Here is a 17,389-nt window from a genome sequence, read left to right as displayed (position 1 = left end):
TCCGACCGCGCCGGCTCAAGCCCCAAGAGTCAGACCTTCGGGCGCTGGGTATCAGTCTTCCTGCCCCTGTGCGAGCTTCGTAGACCCCAACGCCGCACGGCGCTTCATGATTCGGTACGGCACCAAGCCTCTGCCGCTGAACAAGGGCGGCAGCACCAGCGTGGAGGTGGGCGGGCTTGACGCGTTGTCTGGCGTAATCGCCGCGCCGTCTCGCTATTAACCGAGGTGTTGCTGGGCCGGTGTGTCCATCGAAGGGAACCAGGCCAGACGGGCTCAGCCTCCCTGGTCGCGGGCGAAGACCAGCAGGCTGTTTGCTGGTAGCGTGATCGCCCCTGAGGCGGGCATCCCGTCCCATGGGATCGCTTCGGCGGCGACCCCGCCATAGTTACCCATCGCGGTGGGGTTGAACCAGTTGTCGTAGACGTCGCTGTTGAAGACCTCCTGCCAGTGGCCGCCCGAAGGGAGCCCGATGCGGTAGCTCCGGTCACGGAAGGTCGTCTCGTTGAGACTGGCCACGATGACCACGTCGCGGCCGTTGCCGGGCACCCACCGATGGAAGGCGATCACGCGGTTGTCGTTGTGCGTGTGGAAGACGTTCAGCCCGTTGTCCCGCAGCGCCGGCTGGCGGCGGCGGAGCCACATGAGGTCCCGAGTAAAGCGGTGGTGGTCGGACATGTGCTTGTCCCGTCCCTCGAGGCCCGCCCAGTCGATAAGGAGTTCCCGGATGTGTGGATTGAATACCCAGTCCGTCCAATATCGGTATTCGAGGAACTCCTGCCCCATAAAGATCATGGGCACACCTGGCGCAGTTAGAAGCAATCCGGTGGCGATTTTTGCGCGCTTGCGGGCGTAGTCGCTGCGGGCGTTCGAGGGGTCCGCGAGCAAGGCGATGCGAGGTTTCTTGTCGTTCCCCACGTGCGTGTCGTCCACAAGGTCGTGGTTCTCGATGCACTGGAACACGGTGGATCGGTTAGGGTCGTTGTAGGTGAAGTAGAGAGCTTCCCTGACGACGTCCATATCCACCTGGGCGCTCCCGCCGCGGGAGGCGTCTGAGATGGCCTTCCGCACGCCGTCTCGCAGGACGTCACTGTAGCCGACGTCAAACCCCATGCCCGAAGGTGGGTTGGCTATGCCCCTCCATCGATCCCCCCTGTTCCAAGGCCAATATTCGGCGATCTGCACAAGATCGTTTTTGATGAAGCGCAGGGTGCTCGTAAGATCCTGGCAGAAGAACCAGCCGCGGTGCTCGTCGATGACGGTCACCTGGTCGTAGCGCAGGCCGTCGATGTGATACTCCTGGATGAGGGATTTTGCGTTGTCGATTAGGAACTGGCGCACCTCTGCCTTCGAGTAATCGAAGACCAGTCCTCCGGCATGCCCATCGGCGGTAAAGAAGAGGCTGTTGGCGTTGGTAATCCGGTTCTGGAAGTCGTAGAAATAGATGCTTTGCGGGTCGAAATTGCCGCCGGCGTGGTTGTAGACCACGTCCGCTATCACGGCGATTCCGTAAAGGTGGCAGAGGTCGATGAATGCCTTGAACTGGTTGATCTGACCCCTCAGTTGCGCATTTGTTAGGTTTGTGGCGCCCTTGGCTGCGAGAAGCCTGTTGACGCGGCCCAGGTAGGCCGCCAGGTCCGCGGTCTGCACGGCGTAGTCCATCTCGGGCGAGAAGAGATCCGTGCCATTGTACCCGAGGCCGTTCGCGCCCTGGAACTCCTGGAAAGGCAGCGGCATCACTGCGTTTACCCCGAGGTCGGCGAGGTACTCGATACGGTCCAGCACGTCGAGGATCTTGCTCACGCGGTTTGGGCGTATGTCGTTGCCGCCGGCGCCTTTTGCGTAGAACGCCCCGACGTGGAACTGGTAGACGATTAGATCTTGCGCTTTCGGTGGCCGAAACCCTTGGTCGTGCCAAGGATAATCGTTGACATTGCGCAGAATGCAATCGCAATCGGGGTAGCCGTTGAATTCGAGCTCGCGCGCGTAGGGGTCGCGTTTGAACCCTTCGCCCGCATTGCCGACGACGTAGAACCGGTAAAGAGCGCCGTCCGCGAGGTTGGGAATGAAGCCTGTCCAATGGCCTTGGCCATCGCTCACGAGGAGATCGGCGTCTGGTTTCGGGTAGGGGTTGGCATGCGGCTGAACGGCAATGTAGACCTGCTGGGCTTCTCGCGCCCAGGTTCGGAAGGTGGCTCCTCCCTGCACAAGAGTCGCGCCCATCGGAGTGTCGGGAGTGATGTACTGCTGCGACGCGGGCATCGACTATCCCCCTCAAAGGAAATGAGCCTAGATTCAGTTGAGCTCCGTCGGGAACACCTCTTGTCCGTCGTCGAATGCTTTGAGACAGGCGAGGCGTTTTCCTAGCGGAGGCTCTGACTCATCGGAGTTAGAGGTTATGCGGCCTGCTGCTGATGCAGCAAGCGACGTTGTTGGATGGTCTGTCGCTTGATGCGCTCGCGTTCCTGCAGGATGGCCTGACCGCGGCCGAAGTAGACATCGGCAGGCGTGAGGTTGCCAAGGCTCTCGTGAGCGCGCCGGTGATTATAGTGGTCGATGAAGGCCTCGATCCGTGCTTCGAGTTCGCCGGGCAGGTAGGAGTGCTCGAGCAGGATGCGGTTCTTCAGCGTCTGATGCCAGCGCTCGATCTTGCCCTGGGTCTGCGGGTGACAGGGTGCGCCGCGCATGTGCTCCATCCTTTGGCTGGCCAGCCAGTCGGCCAGGTCACCGGCGATATAGCTTGGCCCATTGTCGGACAGCAGTCGTGGCCGATGACGCACCCGCGCCTGCGTGCAGCCTGACGCGGTGAGTGCGAGTTCCAGCGTGGCGGTGACGTCGCCCGCCGCCATGGTCGCGCAGAGCTTCCAGGCGATCACGTAGCGGGAGAAGTCATCCAGCACGGTGGAGAGTTAGAACCAGCCCCAGCCGATGACCTTGAGGTAGGTGAAATCGGTTTGCCAGAGCTGGTTTGGCGCGGTGGTCTTGGTGTGGAACTCGTCGGCCGCCTTGACCACGATGAAGGCTGGGCTGGTGATCAGGTCGTGTGCTTTGAGCAGGCGATAGACAGACGCCTCGGAGACGAAGTAGCGCTCCCGGTCGGTGAAGCGCACCGCCAGCTCACGCGGCGACAACTCGGGTTCGGCCAGCGCCAGGTCGATGATCCGGTCGCGCCGTCGTGACCGCGGTGGCAATCGAGGTCGCCGAGCAGCTCCCTTGTGATCTTTCGTCTGAAGAGGCTGACCAGTAAGGTCCAGGGCGCGGCGGGCGACATTCTGGGCGATAGGAAAGCCCACGTTGAGGGCGCCGCACGAGAAGTCCCTGTGCAGGCGCAGAAGACTTACGGGCAGGCTAAGGAAGTGGCCCGCAGCACTGCGGCCCAAGTCGGCCGTGGAGTAGAGCAGCAACCGATCACTGCACTGTTCATTGCGGGTGTCATCGGCTACGTGCTGGGCCTGCTAACCGCCCGGCGCTGAGGGGAGCGAGGCCCCGCGCTGGACTATTGAATCTCACGGCGTCGTTGCAAGGCAAAATGCTGCTCGCAATGACGCCAGCTGCCGGCGGGCCTGAAGGAACATTCGACATCTAGCACAATCCTAGCGCAGCGGCAGCACGGCCCTGTCCGCCCAAGAGCTTACACTCGGGATCTCTCAACTGAAAAACAGCGGCTCCACGCTCCAAGGTCCACCCAGGTCCGCCCTGCCTGTACAGCGTTCCGAGCGCAGCATACCCCTTCCCGCCTGCGAGGGTCATACAGGGGCTGTAGCCTTGCTCAGCTCTAGCTGTGTCCAGGGTTTATTCTTGCCCTCAGCCGGCCAACGTAGGATTCCGACGACTGGGGATCCGCGATAAGATCCAATCTGACACATCAGCGCATGTGAAAGGGACGCCTCATGAAGCCGGCAGTCCGCTCCTTCACGGGGCGCTGGAAAATAGTTGGCATGGAAATGTGGGATCAGGATTTCGTTGACGAAGAAGTCCCGGGGCATGTCACGCTTGGTGATAAGGGCCTTGGAGACTTCCAATTTGGCTATGTGTACGGCTCGTTTGCTTGGTTGGCAAAAAACGGTCGCATAGATGCTCTTTGGGAGGGTAACGACGAGATGGATCCTGCCCACGGGGATCTCCACTGCGAAATCCAAGAAGGAGGGCTCTGCGGCAATATTGGGCTATTCGACGGCGACAGATCTGCTTTTCGTGCTGTGCGGCAGAGCAAATGAGACACCGTAGGACTGAACCGAATTGAACGCCTCAGAAGCGGACTCAAACGACATAGGCAGTTAACCGTTGGCCACCGCCACGGCGCTCGATTGAGCAAAAACGTGCCATGGCGAGAATGGGAAATTTGGAGTAACTATTTCTTCCCAAGCTGTATCTGATTTGCCTTTGTCCAATCCGCGATGGCATCTTCGGCCTCTTGCAGAATTTTATCCATGGACCTGTGTCTCGTGCCCCCTTCCCACACCGAACCGCCTTCATCCAGCACCCGTATGATGGATGCGCTATAGCCATTCCGTCCGATTTCAATCCACCCATCTCTAATCCAGCCTGTTATATTGGGATACTTTTCGGCAAAGCTATCACTCGGGGCGTTCTGCGCTTCGGTGGTCTTTTTGGCTGTTGGTGGCGACGCCTTGATCAGGTGGAGACCAAGGGCAACCGCATGTTTACAGAATCCGTAGTCTGACATAGCGGGGCAGGTGCAGTTGGCGATCAACCCCTTCGGACCTAATTTCAGTTCAGCGCGGTAGGGATGCGAGCCCGTTACTTCGGCAATTGCTTCGTCGCGCGTGTGCTCAATCAGTTGGACAAGGTCGCTGGTAACGTATTTTTCGCCGCGCGCATAAACCTTGGGGCCAGCTAATTCATATAGGCGTTCTGGCGACAAGAAGGCCTGAAGTGTTTCCTTTTTTCGCATGCAGGGTCCGATCTCGTTAGAGGAGGTGAAGTGTTTTTTGGCCGCCTGATGTCGCTGCTTGGCGGCACCGACCTGGCGTTCAAGTCGGCCTCAATCAGCGGCTGCAGCACGGCCTTGGCGGCGGCCCGTAGGAAATTGGCATACCACTGAACAGCAGAATGCCCGCGGCCACGAAGCCCGTGATGCGCGACCCGGACCGACAGAGGGCCCTGCGCGTGACGGAGGCGATGCTCGGCATGGCCAAGCTCGGCGTCGCGGCGCTGGACACGGCGGCCCGGGGCAGAGCTTCCTGACGGAGATCTTGACCAGCCACGATGAGGTGGCACGCGCGGTACCCGTCGGTGACATGCCGCTTGGACCAAGGCCCGTTCCGCCCCAAGTAAAGCAGTCTCTGGCCCGGATGTGCGTCATGCCTGCATCAAAGCAGTATTTTCGAGTGTTCGAGACCGCACTCGGCTTCTGCGGCATCGCCTCGTGCGGCGCCGGCATCACCGCCTTTCAGCTTCCGGTGAATACCCCCGAGGCGGCGGAGCGTCTCGTGCGGCGCCGGGTTCCGGATGCGGAGCCCGGTACGCAAGTGGCAGAGGTGATAGACGCAATCTTGGCCGCGCAGGCCTACTTCGAAGGCGAGGAGGTCGACTTCTCCCGCTTCCGACTTGATCTCGGTCAGCAGAGCGACCTCTTCGACCGGATCTACACAACCGTGCGGGGGCTTCGGTGGGGCGAGACGACCACCTACGGAGCATTGGCAAAGGCGCTCGGCGTCGGGCCAGAGGCAGCGCGCGATGTGGGACAGGCAATGGCCCATAATCCGGTCCCGCTCATCATCCCCTGCCACCGCGTCCTTGCCGCTGGAGGGAAGATTGGAGGCTTCTCCGCACCGGGCGGCGCGGCTTCCAAAGCACGCATGCTCGAGCTCGAAGGAGTCCGGCCGGTTGAGACGCCCGAGCCAGCGCAGAAGGCGTTTAGCTTCTGACTGTACACCTGGTGCCCAAACGCAGCCGGTCGAAACACCCTTGGCTCTCGACGAGCGATCACTCAATCAGCGTGAATATTGGCTGCTTGTGCCGTGTCCCTCCAACCCGCAATCTCGGAACGAAGCCGGCGGGCTACGTCCTCCGGCGCGGCATACTGCACCAGCGACCCGGCCTCGAACGCTCTCCTCTTAAGATCCTCGTCGGCAAGGCACCGCTCCAGTGCCTCGGAGAGTTTCTGCCTCACATCAGCCGGGACTCGCTTTGGTGCGTAGAGGGCAAACCAAACGTTGAGCGGCAGGTCGCGCAGCCCGTTCTCAGCCAGCGAGGGCACTTCCGGCAGCCCCGAATGCCGCTCATTGGAACTGACGCACAACGCCCTGACCTTGCCGTCCCGCACCAGGCTGACCAGGGGTGGGGGCGAGTTCATATAGAATTGGACGCGCCCCGCGATGAGGTCGCCAATGGTCTCTCCTGTTCCCCGGTAGGGAACGTGCAGCATGTCCATCCCGGTCCGCGACTTCAGCAGCTCGGTCCCCAGGTGATGCATGGAGCCATTGCCCGCTGAGGCGTAGCTGACCTTGCCAGGGTTCGCCTTGGTGTATGCGATTAGCTCCTGCAGGTTGTTAACCGGCAGTGAGGGATGAACCACGAAGAGCTGCGGCGTGTCAGAGATCTGGCCGATGGGCACGAAATCGTCGACCGTGCTCACGCTGCCGGTGCCGCCGATCGCCGCACGCCCAGCCATCGTCCCGCAGTAGCCCATTAGGAGCGTGTGTCCGTCAGGTTGGGACCGGGCGACGTACATCAGTCCGACGACGTCATTTCCGCCAGGACGATTCTCCACTACGACAGGTTGGCCTAGCAGAGTTCCCATGGGCGCCGAGATTAGTCGGGCGGCGTAGTCGGTTCCTCCGCCGGCCGGAATCGGCACCACGATGCTCACGGCGCGGCTCGGAAAGCGGCTCTGTGCGACGGCGCGCCTTGCAATACCGCATGCCGCGGCAGCAGTGAGGGCCGCCCGCCTACCAGTCTTCCATTCCAGAGCTTTCTTCATTTCGTCACCCTCCCGGTGTGCCCGCTTTTTCGGCGGTTATGTTGCGTCGTGCGCTGGTTGGTTCGTTGCGGCACCGTTACGGTATCGCCGCGGAAATGCTCCCGTAGACGATGAGCTCAGTCCGAGTGATGTCGAGCGTCTCTTCGACTGCCTCATGACGGTTATCGGTGGCGACAACTGAAGCTCCCTGCCGGGCCATCAGAACAGCCGTCGCTTTGCCATTGCCCCAGCCTGGACCGGCCGATCCGGCGCCGGTCATGATCGCCACCTTGCCGTCGAGCCTCGGCATCTATTTCGCCCCTCTACTGCCTCGCAGCGCCTTCAACCACGAACGGCCGCGCAGAGCCCGCCATCCACCAGGATCTCGGTCCCGGTGATGTATTTCGATTCATCGGACGCCAGGAAGAGCGCCGCGTTGGCGACGTCCCACGCTTCACCCATGCGGCCCATCGGCACCTGCTCGTGACGGCGGCGATAGAACGCGTCCCTGTCCGTCCCCGTCTCGCCGCTGGCGAAATCTCGCGCGATCTTCTCCACAAGGGGGGTGTCCATCAATCCCGGCAGTACACAGTTCAGCCGAACGCCGCGGCGGGCGTAGTCGATCGCAACCACGCGGCTGAACTGTACCAAGCCTGCCTTGGCAGCCGCGTAGCCCGCCTGGGGCTTTCCCGTGTAGCGGATGGCAGCGGTTGAGGCGACGGAGACGATGACGCCCCTACCCTGGGCTTCCATCCGCGGCAGGACGGCCTTACAGCACAGGAAGGCGCTCTTGAGGTTGACATCGATCTGACTGTCCCAGGCCTCCTCCGTCATGGTGGCCGGATCTCCAGGCAGCGAGTGGCCCACATTGTTGACCAAGATGTCGACGCGCCCAAGACGCGCCACGCAATCGGCCACGAGAGCATCGACTGCCGCCTTGTCCGTGACATCGCCGACGCCCACGGCGAAGGTACCGCCCTCTTCCTCGACGATGCGCCGGGTTTCCTCGGCTGCCTCGCGGTTCAGGTCGACGCCGTAGACCGCCGCACCCCGCCGGGCGAAAAGGACGGCAATCGCCTTGCCATTGCCCCACCCCGCTGACTGCGAACCGCACCCGGTGACGAAGGCGACCTTTCCCTCAAGGCTGAACACGGCTGCTTGCCTCTCTGTTGGACAGGTCATCTTTCGAGTCGATGCCGAGAGCCTCGATGAACCGGGACACCATGTTGTAAGCTCCGATTGTGGCGGTCAGCTCGACCAAGCACCGCTCGTCGAGGGCGGCCCGGACAGGCGCGAATGTCTCAGCCGGGACATGGATCTCGCGAGTCATGGCGTCGCAATAAGCCAGGACCGCTTCCTGGGTGGCATTGAACAGGCCGGTGCCCTTCCAGTTCGGCAAGGCGTCTACTTGCGCCTGGGTCAGTCCTTCCCTGAGCGCAATTGGGGCGTGCTGCTCGGCCTCGTAAGCAGCGCCGTTCAAGTGGGCGATCTGCATGATGACCAGTTCCCGGAGTGAACCCGGAAGCGCGCACTGATGTCGGATGGCCGTCAGGTACCGCAGCCAGCCTTTGGCGACCGGGCCGCTGTGCAGCAACATGGCGTAGAGATGCAGCACGCTGCCACGCTCGCGGACGATCCGGTCTGCCAGCTCTTTGGTTTCGGGCTTGTTCGGGTCGGCGTAGGGTATGCGGGCCATTGGCGTCTCCTCCTGAAGCCGGACCTTGCCCTTCGGCTGTTACGCGTGCCTTGGCGAGTGATCCCCTGAAGCAATCCACACCGGTGGTGTTGCTGTCAGGCGGGCGGTTCGCAGAGCTCTTCTGGCCTGCCAAGCTTCGCTGCACACCATGTATCCACGTCGTATCCACGTCCAGCCAAAGGGAACGATCCGGCACCGCGCGCGCTCAAGCCGAGTGAAGAAATACGCTCGGGGAGAGAACGCGGATGTCGATCATCGGATGGCTCGTCCTGGGCCTCATCGCAGGTTTCATTGCCAGCAAAGTGGTCAACAAAACCGGCGAGGGCCTGGTGCTGGACATCGTACTTGGGATCGTCGGCGCAATCGTCGGTGGTTGGCTCTTCGCCGCGTTTGGTGGAACGGGGGTCACGGGCTTCAATCTCTACAGCATGTTCGTGGCCGTGATTGGCGCCGTTGTCGTGCTGGTCGTCTACCACGCTGTGATCGGACGGCGGACGGTCTGAGCTGCTCAATCGCTGCAGAATAGCAAGGAAGCAAGCAGGAAGGAGACGGTCGTGGACGAGAACCAGGTCGGCGGCGCCATCCAGCAGGCAGCCGGTAAGGTGCAGGGCGCGGCGGGTCATCCTGGGCGACACCAAAACCCAGGTTGAGGGCGCCGCGCGAGAAGTCGCTGGACAGGCGCAGAGGACTTACGGGCAGGCCAAGGAAGTGGCCCGCAGCACTGCGGCCCAAGTCGGCCGTGGAGTAGAGCAGCAGCTGGTCATTGCACTGCTTATTGTGGGTGTCATCGGCTATGCACTGGGCCTGCTAACCGCCCGGCGTTGAGGAGAGCGAGGCCCTGCGCCGGCTTAGTGAATGTCACGGCGTCGTTGCACGACAGAATGCTGCGCGCAATGACGCCGGCTGCCGGCGCGCCTGAAGAAACACTCGACGTTTAGCACAATTCTAACGCAGCGGCGGCAGGACCCGACCTAGTCAACAAGTTACGCCCGGGATCTCTCAACTGAAAAACGGTGGCTCTACGGCCCTACGTCCTCGCGCTGGATCGATTGACGCCAGCATGCCCCTTCCTGCCCCTACGCCGATCGTGCAGAGGGCTGTGCCCTTCAATGCACTCGCTGTAGCCCCCATCCCCGGTGGTGCCGTGGAGAGACATCGCATGACGAGTGTGCGCTGCACGCCAAGCCCGCTGCGTAGATCCTGGCGCACCAGCGGGAGATAGGAGGCACCCGCCCGGTAGACCAGGTCGACCACCCTGGACGGGAGGTATTCGAGGAGCCCGAGCAGCGCACAAAGCTCTGGCAGCGCTCGTCTGGACGATGCGCGGCGAAGCTGGTCTGATCACCAGTGGCGCCGCCCTGTGGGAGCGGCAAGGGGAGGAAAGGAGCGTTCATGCAGGCACTCCTCGGTCGACGCGCTCTGGGCGTCATGGCACTTTCTGCACTAGCGAGGCCTGGTCTGACGCAGACCGACGCTGCCGCCTGGCCAAACCGCCCGGTGCGTCTGGTCGTCGGCTATCCTGCCGGCGGCTCGACCGACATCTGTGCCCGTATTCTGGCCGAGGACTTTCGAACCCGCCTTCCCCAGCCCATCGTGGTGGAGAACCGGACTGGCGCAAACGGTTCGCTCGGCGCGGCATACGTCGCCGCAACGACGGACGGCCACACTCTGCTAGTCAGCAACACCAGCACCATGACCGTGAACCACTTGCTTTATCGCGATACGCGCTACGACCCGCTGCGCGACCTGCTGCCCATCGCCACGATCACCATCAGCCCTTTCATCTTAGTGATCAACCCACGCAATCAACGCACCCAAGGCGTGCGCACATTGCAGGATCTGATTGCGCTGGCACAGCGACAGCCGGGGCAAGTCACCTATGCCTCGGCCGGCGTCGGGAACCTCCAGCACCTGCATATGGAGCAGCTGTTGGCGGCAGCCGGTGTGCGGATGTTGCATGTGCCCTACCGCGGCTCCTCGGTGGCGACCAATGCAATGGTGGCTGGTGAGGTGGACGTACTATTAGACACGCCCACCACAGGCGGACCGCTGATCCAAGCTGGCACCTTTGCGGCGTTGGCCACCACTGGTGAGACGCGTTGGCGCGAGCTGCCGGAGGTGCCGACGGTTAAGGAAGCCGGATACCCGGACTTCACCGCCGTGTTTTGGAACGGCTTGGTCGCACCAGCCAACACGCCATCCGATCTGGTGCACCGCCTATACGCTATGATGCAGGCAACAGCGGCTTCGCCAACGGCGCGCCCGCCGCTGCTGGCTCAGGGCGACATCTTCGTACTAGACCCAGTACGCTTCCGCGAGCGCATCGCCACCGATATTGAACGCAACGCCGCGGCCATCAAAGCGGCGGGTATCGAGATGCAGTAGGGCCGCCGCTCACGCCAAGTCCGGACAGCTTCGGTTTGACTTGGCGGCTCTCTTATTAATAACTCTCGAGCGCTGCAGCTGGTGGTGCGTCGCTTTGAGGATCGGCTCCCGCGGCATAGGCCTGATGTTCGGTGAATAAAAACCAATGCATTGCGGCAAGGCTGCCGATGCGAGGGATGAGGCGCCGCAAGCCCTCCATTCTCGCCACCTCCTTCGCGCGCCGCGCCTCAATGCCCACCTCCGTCAGACCTAGGTCCGGCACGGTATGGTAGTCCAAGGTGTAAGGCGGTTCGGCTGGGGGAAGGCCGAAGACCCAGTCGAAGATCATCCGGGTCCGCGGCATGTGGAACTCCGAGTTCACCACCAACAGCCGCCGCAGACCGGCGGGATCGGTGTGGATCACCCGGGCGAAATAGGCGTTACCGATCGTGTCGAGTGACGCCGTCTCAGCCCAGATCCGTGCTGCCGGCACGCCGCGCGAGCAGGGCCTCTGCGGCTGCAACGGATTCCAGCACCGGGTAGCCCGCAGTGTTGAGCGGTGGGGCACGATGGACGGTGTGGGCACTTAGCGGGATGATAGGTGCCTCGCCGGCCAGGGCCTGGGCCGCCTCTAGTCGGTTCTGCACGAACGGGGGCAGGGTGCCGCTTGGTCGCAAGCCACCGCCGGGCACTAGGACTGCATCATATCGCTGCATAGGCCCGAGCATAATAGGAAAGCGACGCGAGACCAGTCGCGCCCGACGCGCTTTTGCTGAATGTTGCGCGCCAAGGCTAAACCGCCTCGAGCCTGGAAATCGTAGTCCACCCTGTTTATTACGCCACTTTGAAAAAGCATTGCGCTAGCTGGCGGAGGCAGGGCCGTAGGTTTCAAACTGGGCGTGGTTAGTCAGCGCCTAAGGTCCTTGGGGCCGGCTTCGCCCTTCGAGTCCTGCTCCACCTGTGCCGCTGCGGCTTCCGTCGCGGCGCGCTCATCGCCGCCATAGCCTGCCTTAGGAGCCGCGTCGCCCGCTTCCCCCGCCGCTTCCGCGTCGCTCGACGTGGGAGCTCCCCGGCCTTTCTCCTCCGCAGTCCAGCCAGGCTCCCCCGTTCCCTTTCTCTTTTCGTTCGGCATTTTCAACTCCGTGGGCTGGAGACCGAAAGGCTGAACGCAAGGAGCAGTTCCGGTGCGTCCCCACCACATTATAGTCGTTGTAGAGCTCTGCCGTGATTTTGTTGCGGCCACGTTGCTCGAAACGTAAAGCGAGGCACGGCCTGCGGCATCCCGAACAGCAAGTTCGCAGGTTGGGCGCGACGCGCTCCACGAAGCGCCCGGCGTCGGATTCGACCGAGACAATCAATAGCGTCGCAATCGCGATCATGCGGACCTAGCATCTGCTTTCCTCGGAGGGAGCTAGGCCATGGTTCTGCACGCCAAGGGGCACGGTGAAGCCGAGTGGACCGCGCCGCAGCGAAATTGCGGTACGGGATACCCCGTAGGGCGGATCCGCACCGTGGCCGCACTTACCATTGCGGCGGCGTCGGTCGGATGCACTGGACGGCTTCCGGAGTACAAGTCACCAGAGACTGTCCGGGAGATTGCCGAGCAGAACTGGACGACGGCGCAGCGCCAGTGGTTCCACCATACCTCCCAGGGCACCAAAATCATGCCCTACGCCTGGTTCATGGCGCTTGAGCAGCCCCAGCCCAGTTGGCCCGGCGCCGCGCCCCGCTTCGTCGAAGCGGACTACCTGCCGCGGCTCGGGTTCATCCCATCCCCATCCTCGGCGGCCAACCCCGACGGCTTGCCGATCGGCTTCGCCAAGGACGAATTCGGTGCGAATGAGGGCACCTCCGAAACTGAGACGGTGGTCGGGCTGACCTGCGCCGCCTGCCACACGGGCCAGGTTGAGTATCGAGGCCGAGCCATCCGGATCGATGGCGGGCCCTCGATGGCGGATACCGGCGCCTTCCAAGAGCGGATCGGCCTCGCGCTTTACATGACCTACCACTCGGATCCCCGCTTCGCCCGCTTCGCCGGACGAGTGCTAGCCGCGACCGGCGAGGCGGACACGCCGGAGGCCCGGGAGCGGCTGCGACGCCGTCTCCAGCTCGCCTTGGACGCGGGCGCGACCGAGAAAGGGCTTGCGGAGCAGCGTCGGCTTTACCCGGTAGCGGAGGGTTTCGGGCGGCTGGATGCGCTGGGCCGGGGTGGGAACTTCGTCTTTGGCACTTTGCCTCAAAACCCCTCGAACTTGGCAGTGGCGGACGGGCCAGTGAGTTACCCGGCTCTGTGGGATGCCCCCTGGTTCGATTGGGTGCAGTATAATGGCGCCATCCGACAAGCGATGGGACGCAACGTCGCTGAGGCAATGGGCGTCCGGTCCCTGGTGAAGCTCTCCGGACCGCCAGAACAGATCTACAGATCTTCGGTTAGAATCCAAAACATCTACGACCTCGAGCGCCAGCTCTCCGGCCCGGCCCCTGGACAAGGCCTGCGGTCGCCGCCCTGGCAAGAGGACATTTTGGGGTCCATCGACCGCGCTGCTGCGGAACGTGGCCGGGGTGAGTTCAGGCGGCTCTGCGCCGGTTGCCACGTGCCCTGGGAGCCGAGCGCGCCGGGGAGCCAGTCCAACCCGCCTCGCGTGACGATGGTTGGCCTTCAGGCTATCGGCACCGACCCCAAGGCCGCCAGAAACTTCGCCACCCGAACGGCGGTCCTGCCCTCTGGCCAGCGGGTGACCGCGAGCGAGGGGCTGCGGCTCGTGACTACCGACGTCATCAACAAATGGTATGACGTCAATGGAGTGCCGGAGCGCGGCACTTGGACTGACCCCAGCGGGACGGTGCGGCCGGGCCGGGAGGAGATGAACGGCGGCAGACCTAATGAGTGGCGCGCGCCGCTTGCATACCGGGCGCGTCCGCTCAATGGCGTCTGGGCGACCGCGCCTTACCTGCACAACGGGTCAGTCCCGAGCCTGTACCAGATGCTGCTGCCCGCGGATCGCCGCGACGCAGTTTTCTATGTGGGGAGTCGCGAGTTCGACCCAAAAGACGTCGGGTTCTCCAGGGCCGCCTTCGAGGGCGGATTTCGATTCGATACCGCCATTCCTGGCAACTCGAACCGCGGACACGAATTCCGCAATGGCCCGCGTGGCAACGGCGTTATTGGGCCCGAGCTTACCGAGCAGCAGAGGCGCGACATCGTGGAGTACCTGAAGACGCTCTGACCCAGCTCTTCGCACACCGGCTCCGCGGCGCTACGAACACGCCCGAAAGGGCGGGAGCCATTTGCGCTACAGTTGGAACTGCAGTTCGACAGTTCGCTGAATGAAGCGCCGAGCAGGAAGGAAGAATGGTAGCGACCTCCAGCGTTGTCTTTGAGTGGTATCTGCCAAAAACAGCGATTTCTTCAAAGGTTGGGCAACGTGTTTTTTCCTGTGCTCGGGATAAAGTTTAGCACAATTCTAGCGCAACATTGCTGCTGTTCATCTAGAACAGTAACTTACACTTGGGATCTCTCAACTGAAAATCGCAGTGTCGGTGGTTCGATTCCGCCCCTGGGCACCATTCCCCTGATCCGACTGGCCTCGTCCCGAGGCGGACGAGGCCCATGCCCCGCTGGCTTCCCCTGCTGCTCGGTTTCCTGACGGCGATCGGCCCCGTCTCGACCGACATGTACCTGCCGGCCTTCCCCGCCATCGAGGCGGAGCTCGGCAGCGGCTGGGGCGGCGCGCAGGTGACGCTCGCTGCTTGGTTCCTCGGCCTCGCGGTCGGGCAGCTCGTCCAGGGCACGCTGGCGGACCGGCTCGGGCGACGGCGGCCGCTCATCCTCGGCACGGCGATCTACACCCTCGCCTCGCTCGGCTGCGCCCTGGCGGTGAGCATGACGGCGCTCTCGGCCTGGCGCTGCATCGCGGCCTTCGGCGGGGCGGCAAGTGCCGTCATCCCGCGCGCCATGGTGCGGGACCGGGCGGATGGGCACGAGGCGGCGCGGATGATGTCGCGGCTGATGCTGGTGATGGGCGCCGCGCCGATCCTCGCGCCGACGCTCGGCGGGCTGCTGCTGCAGGCCGGGGGATGGCGCATGATCTTCTGGGCCTGCGCCGGCTACGGGCTGCTCTCCTGCCTGCTCGCCGCCATGCTGCTGCCTGAGACCCTGCCGCCCGCCCGGCGCGTGCGCCGCGCCCCGGCGGCGCTGCTCGGCGATTTCGCCCGCATCGGGCAGGAGCGGGGCTTCCTCGCCAACACGGTGATGGCGGGGGCGAGCAGTTTCGTCGTCTTCGCCTTCATCGGCGGCGCGCCGGAGATCTATATCCGCCAGTTCGGGATCTCGCCGGAACGCTTCGGCCTGCTCTTCGCCGTCAGTGCGGCGGGCTTCATCGCCACCTCGCAGGCCAATCCCTGGCTGCTGCACCGGCTGGGCGCCCGGGCGGTGCCGATGCTCGCCCTCCAAATCTGCGCCGTGGCGGTGTTGGTGCTGGTGCTCTTGGTCTTCACCGGGGTCGGCGGCTTCCTCGGCATCTTCCTGCCGGGGGCGGTGGCGCTGGCCTGCACCGGGCTGATCTTCCCCAATGCCGCGGTCGGGGCGATGTCGCGCCATGCGGCGCGGGCGGGCAGCGCCTCTGCCCTGATGGGCACGCTGCAGTTCAGCCTGGCCGCGACCGGCAGCGCCCTGGTCGGGGTGCTGACCGACGGCACGCCGCGGCCCATGGCGCTGCTGATGCTCCTCGGCGTCGCGGTCGGCATCGCCGCGAGCCTGGCGCGGCCGAGGGGCTGAGGAGGAGGCGAGCCCCCTCCGTCCCGGTCAGCCACCCTGGCCGGTGGGCTGGCCGGCGAGCGTCGGGCTCGCGGCCCGGGCGGGGAGATGGACCAGCGCCTGCTCGCGGCCGCCGCCGACCAGCCGGGCGACATAGCCGGTCTCGCCCTGGGTCGTGGTCGGGCCGGAATAGGCGAGGCTGCGGTTGCTGGCCTCGCCGGTGATGCGGGCATGGCCGCCGCCGACGACATTCCGGCTGGGCTCGGCATACTCGACGCGCGGCCCACCATCGGCGCCGCCGCCGACCAGGCGGGGGCCGGCATCCTGCGCCTGGGCCGCACCGGCCGCGGCGAAGGTGATCAGCGAAGCAAATACGGTATGGCGGATCATGGTGCTGCTTTCCTTCCGGGAGGCAGCCGGAGTGTTGGAAAACCCCTCCGGCCCTGCCTGTTGCCCGGAAGGTGGCCGCCGCCGCCGGGGAAGACCAATGCGCAGCCCGAATGAGATCCATCCACCGGATGGATGGCGCCCCCGCGCCCTCGACGCCGCCACCGCCTGCTACCGCGCCGCCTTCGGCCACGACGCGCCGCCCCGCAGGCCGTCTGGCGCGGGCGGCGAGGCGGGGGCAGGATCGGCCCCCACCCTGGGAAGGAACCGCCATGACCGAACGCTGGCAGCCGAGCGAGCGCTATCCGGATCCGTCGATCGTCGCCCTCGATCCCGCCTTCCGGAAGTACCACCTTGCCCTCTCGGCGGTGGAGCGGCTGTGGACCGGCTCCCGCTGGGGCGAGGGGCCGGTCTGGCTCGGCGACATGCGCTGCCTGCTGTGGTCCGACATCCCCAACAACCGCGTGCTGAAATGGGACGAGGCGACGGGGCAGGTATGCGACTGGCAGAAGCCCTCCAACAACGCCAACGGCCATACGCGCGACCGCGAGGGACGCATCATCGCCTGCGAGCATGCCGGGCGGCGGGTGGTGCGCTTCGAGCATGACGGCAGCACCACGGTGCTGGCCGACAGCTACCAGGGCAAGCGGCTCAACAGCCCGAACGACGTGGTGGTGAAGTCCGACGGCTCCGTCTGGTTCACTGACCCGCCCTTCGGCACCTACGCCTTCTACGAGGGGATCAAGACCGAGGCGGAGCTACCGCATACCCATGTCTATCGTGTCGACGGCAGGACCGGCGCGATCACCTGCGTCGCCGACGACATCGACCACCCGAACGGCCTCGCCTTCAGCCCGGATGAGGGCCTGCTCTACGTCATCGAGAGCCGGGGCAATCCGCGCAACATCCTCGCCTATGACGTGGTGGGCGACGGGCTGCGCAACCGCCGCATCTTCGTCGCCTGCGAGCCGGAGGAGACGCCGGACGGCTTCCGCGTGGATGTCGACGGCAATCTCTGGTGCGGCTGGGGGATGACGCCGGCGCTCGACGGCGTGCGGGTCTACAACGGCGCCGGGGCGGTGATCGGGCATATCCACCTGCCGGAGCGCTGCGCCAATCTCTGCTTCGGCGGGCGGCACCGGAACCGGCTCTTCATGTCGGCGGCGCAGTCGCTCTTCTCGCTCTACGTCAACACGCAGGGCGTGGCGGGGGGCTAGCTGTTTGGTCCCGGGATTTTGTGGTGCGGGTTCTGGATGCATCTAAA

16 protein-coding genes and 1 pseudogene are annotated in these 17,389 nt (G+C 64.1%); 7 read left to right on the top strand and 10 right to left on the bottom strand.

Features of this window, described 5'->3' with window-relative positions:
• Positions 1 to 273: 273 nt before the first annotated feature.
• Together AC5JJ6_RS16515 and AC5JJ6_RS16510 are read right to left on the bottom strand one after the other, a co-directional pair.
• The gene (locus AC5JJ6_RS16515) at positions 274 to 2,259 is read right to left on the bottom strand and encodes an alpha amylase C-terminal domain-containing protein (protein ID WP_496043106.1); all 1,986 of its coding nucleotides are present in this window, start codon (positions 2,257 to 2,259) and stop codon (positions 274 to 276) included.
• 134 nt (positions 2,260 to 2,393) lie between these two features.
• Positions 2,394 to 3,203 (bottom strand): annotated as a pseudogene (locus tag AC5JJ6_RS16510) (transposase); the annotation flags it as partial.
• Between the two features lie 684 nt (positions 3,204 to 3,887).
• Between AC5JJ6_RS16510 and AC5JJ6_RS16505 the strand changes: the two are divergent.
• Positions 3,888 to 4,214 (top strand): hypothetical protein, encoded by a 327-nt coding sequence (locus AC5JJ6_RS16505; protein WP_496043105.1) that lies wholly within the window; start codon positions 3,888 to 3,890, stop codon positions 4,212 to 4,214.
• 134 nt (positions 4,215 to 4,348) lie between these two features.
• Here AC5JJ6_RS16505 and AC5JJ6_RS16500 read toward each other — a convergent pair whose 3' ends face one another.
• On the bottom strand, positions 4,349 to 4,912 hold the full coding sequence (locus tag AC5JJ6_RS16500) for an SWIM zinc finger family protein (protein ID WP_496043104.1): 564 nt from the start codon (positions 4,910 to 4,912) through the stop codon (positions 4,349 to 4,351).
• Between the two features lie 409 nt (positions 4,913 to 5,321).
• On the opposite strand from AC5JJ6_RS16500, the gene AC5JJ6_RS16495 reads away from it, so the two are divergent.
• The gene (locus AC5JJ6_RS16495) at positions 5,322 to 5,888 is read left to right on the top strand and encodes a methylated-DNA--[protein]-cysteine S-methyltransferase (protein ID WP_496043103.1); all 567 of its coding nucleotides are present in this window, start codon (positions 5,322 to 5,324) and stop codon (positions 5,886 to 5,888) included.
• A gap of 62 nt (positions 5,889 to 5,950) precedes the next feature.
• Here the strand turns inward: AC5JJ6_RS16495 and AC5JJ6_RS16490 are convergent, their stop codons facing one another.
• The 4 genes from AC5JJ6_RS16490 to AC5JJ6_RS16475 all read right to left on the bottom strand — a co-directional run bounded on the left by AC5JJ6_RS16490 (position 5,951) and on the right by AC5JJ6_RS16475 (position 8,618).
• Positions 5,951 to 6,943 carry a Bug family tripartite tricarboxylate transporter substrate binding protein gene (locus AC5JJ6_RS16490; RefSeq protein WP_496043102.1) on the bottom strand — a complete coding sequence of 331 codons (993 nt, stop codon included), beginning with the start codon at positions 6,941 to 6,943 and terminating at the stop codon, positions 5,951 to 5,953.
• Between the two features lie 76 nt (positions 6,944 to 7,019).
• Entirely contained in the window at positions 7,020 to 7,232 is a 213-nt protein-coding gene (locus AC5JJ6_RS16485; RefSeq protein ID WP_496043101.1) for a hypothetical protein, read from the bottom strand.
• Between the two features lie 32 nt (positions 7,233 to 7,264).
• A complete protein-coding gene (locus AC5JJ6_RS16480) occupies positions 7,265 to 8,074 on the bottom strand; it encodes an SDR family NAD(P)-dependent oxidoreductase (protein WP_496043100.1) in 810 nt (269 codons plus the stop codon).
• Positions 8,061 to 8,618: a carboxymuconolactone decarboxylase family protein gene (locus AC5JJ6_RS16475; RefSeq protein ID WP_496043099.1), complete on the bottom strand. Its 558-nt coding sequence runs from the start codon at positions 8,616 to 8,618 to the stop codon at positions 8,061 to 8,063. The genes AC5JJ6_RS16480 and AC5JJ6_RS16475 overlap by 14 nt, the downstream gene beginning before the upstream one ends.
• Positions 8,619 to 8,863: 245 nt before the next feature.
• On the opposite strand from AC5JJ6_RS16475, the gene AC5JJ6_RS16470 reads away from it, so the two are divergent.
• Positions 8,864 to 9,121 carry a GlsB/YeaQ/YmgE family stress response membrane protein gene (locus AC5JJ6_RS16470; RefSeq protein WP_496043098.1) on the top strand — a complete coding sequence of 86 codons (258 nt, stop codon included), beginning with the start codon at positions 8,864 to 8,866 and terminating at the stop codon, positions 9,119 to 9,121.
• Positions 9,122 to 10,010: 889 nt separating this feature from the next.
• Complete coding sequence (locus AC5JJ6_RS16465) at positions 10,011 to 11,003, top strand: Bug family tripartite tricarboxylate transporter substrate binding protein (RefSeq protein ID WP_496043097.1); 993 nt, start codon at positions 10,011 to 10,013, stop codon at positions 11,001 to 11,003.
• Between the two features lie 55 nt (positions 11,004 to 11,058).
• Here AC5JJ6_RS16465 and AC5JJ6_RS16460 read toward each other — a convergent pair whose 3' ends face one another.
• Positions 11,059 to 11,505, bottom strand: a complete 447-nt coding sequence (locus tag AC5JJ6_RS16460; protein WP_496043096.1) for a YdcF family protein — start codon at positions 11,503 to 11,505, stop codon at positions 11,059 to 11,061.
• Between the two features lie 384 nt (positions 11,506 to 11,889).
• Complete coding sequence (locus AC5JJ6_RS16455; RefSeq protein WP_496043095.1) at positions 11,890 to 12,114, bottom strand: hypothetical protein; 225 nt, start codon at positions 12,112 to 12,114, stop codon at positions 11,890 to 11,892.
• A 286-nt stretch (positions 12,115 to 12,400) separates the two neighbouring features.
• On the opposite strand from AC5JJ6_RS16455, the gene AC5JJ6_RS16450 reads away from it, so the two are divergent.
• Positions 12,401 to 14,209, top strand: coding sequence for a di-heme-cytochrome C peroxidase (locus AC5JJ6_RS16450; RefSeq protein WP_496043094.1), 1,809 nt, complete (start codon positions 12,401 to 12,403; stop codon positions 14,207 to 14,209).
• A gap of 383 nt (positions 14,210 to 14,592) precedes the next feature.
• Positions 14,593 to 15,759, top strand: coding sequence for a multidrug effflux MFS transporter (locus tag AC5JJ6_RS16445; RefSeq protein ID WP_496043093.1), 1,167 nt, complete (start codon positions 14,593 to 14,595; stop codon positions 15,757 to 15,759).
• Positions 15,760 to 15,786: 27 nt separating this feature from the next.
• Here the strand turns inward: AC5JJ6_RS16445 and AC5JJ6_RS16440 are convergent, their stop codons facing one another.
• On the bottom strand, positions 15,787 to 16,128 hold the full coding sequence (locus AC5JJ6_RS16440; protein ID WP_496043092.1) for a hypothetical protein: 342 nt from the start codon (positions 16,126 to 16,128) through the stop codon (positions 15,787 to 15,789).
• A 269-nt stretch (positions 16,129 to 16,397) separates the two neighbouring features.
• Here AC5JJ6_RS16440 and AC5JJ6_RS16435 point away from each other — a divergent pair, with 269 nt between their 5' ends.
• Positions 16,398 to 17,342, top strand: a complete 945-nt coding sequence (locus AC5JJ6_RS16435) for an SMP-30/gluconolactonase/LRE family protein (protein WP_496043091.1) — start codon at positions 16,398 to 16,400, stop codon at positions 17,340 to 17,342.
• The last annotated feature ends 47 nt before the right edge of the window (positions 17,343 to 17,389 follow it).

It is taken from the genome of Skermanella sp. (assembly GCF_059503625.1).
Note: the sequence above shows the minus strand (reverse complement) of the source record. Positions and strands in the feature narration are given on the sequence as shown.

Bases quoted from the DNA above. Each gene is read 5' to 3' on its own strand.
- AC5JJ6_RS16515 (WP_496043106.1), bottom strand. From the start codon at position 2,259: ATGCCCGCGTCGCAGCAGTACATCACTCCCGACACTCCGATGGGCGCG.
- AC5JJ6_RS16505 (WP_496043105.1), top strand. From the start codon at position 3,888: ATGAAGCCGGCAGTCCGCTCCTTCACGGGGCGCTGGAAAATAGTTGGC.
- AC5JJ6_RS16500 (WP_496043104.1), bottom strand. From the start codon at position 4,912: ATGCGAAAAAAGGAAACACTTCAGGCCTTCTTGTCGCCAGAACGCCTA.
- AC5JJ6_RS16495 (WP_496043103.1), top strand. From the start codon at position 5,322: ATGCCTGCATCAAAGCAGTATTTTCGAGTGTTCGAGACCGCACTCGGC.
- AC5JJ6_RS16490 (WP_496043102.1), bottom strand. From the start codon at position 6,943: ATGAAGAAAGCTCTGGAATGGAAGACTGGTAGGCGGGCGGCCCTCACT.
- AC5JJ6_RS16485 (WP_496043101.1), bottom strand. From the start codon at position 7,232: ATGCCGAGGCTCGACGGCAAGGTGGCGATCATGACCGGCGCCGGATCG.
- AC5JJ6_RS16475 (WP_496043099.1), bottom strand. From the start codon at position 8,618: ATGGCCCGCATACCCTACGCCGACCCGAACAAGCCCGAAACCAAAGAG.
- AC5JJ6_RS16470 (WP_496043098.1), top strand. From the start codon at position 8,864: ATGTCGATCATCGGATGGCTCGTCCTGGGCCTCATCGCAGGTTTCATT.
- AC5JJ6_RS16465 (WP_496043097.1), top strand. From the start codon at position 10,011: ATGCAGGCACTCCTCGGTCGACGCGCTCTGGGCGTCATGGCACTTTCT.
- AC5JJ6_RS16455 (WP_496043095.1), bottom strand. From the start codon at position 12,114: ATGCCGAACGAAAAGAGAAAGGGAACGGGGGAGCCTGGCTGGACTGCG.
- AC5JJ6_RS16450 (WP_496043094.1), top strand. From the start codon at position 12,401: ATGGTTCTGCACGCCAAGGGGCACGGTGAAGCCGAGTGGACCGCGCCG.
- AC5JJ6_RS16445 (WP_496043093.1), top strand. From the start codon at position 14,593: ATGCCCCGCTGGCTTCCCCTGCTGCTCGGTTTCCTGACGGCGATCGGC.
- AC5JJ6_RS16440 (WP_496043092.1), bottom strand. From the start codon at position 16,128: ATGATCCGCCATACCGTATTTGCTTCGCTGATCACCTTCGCCGCGGCC.
- AC5JJ6_RS16435 (WP_496043091.1), top strand. From the start codon at position 16,398: ATGACCGAACGCTGGCAGCCGAGCGAGCGCTATCCGGATCCGTCGATC.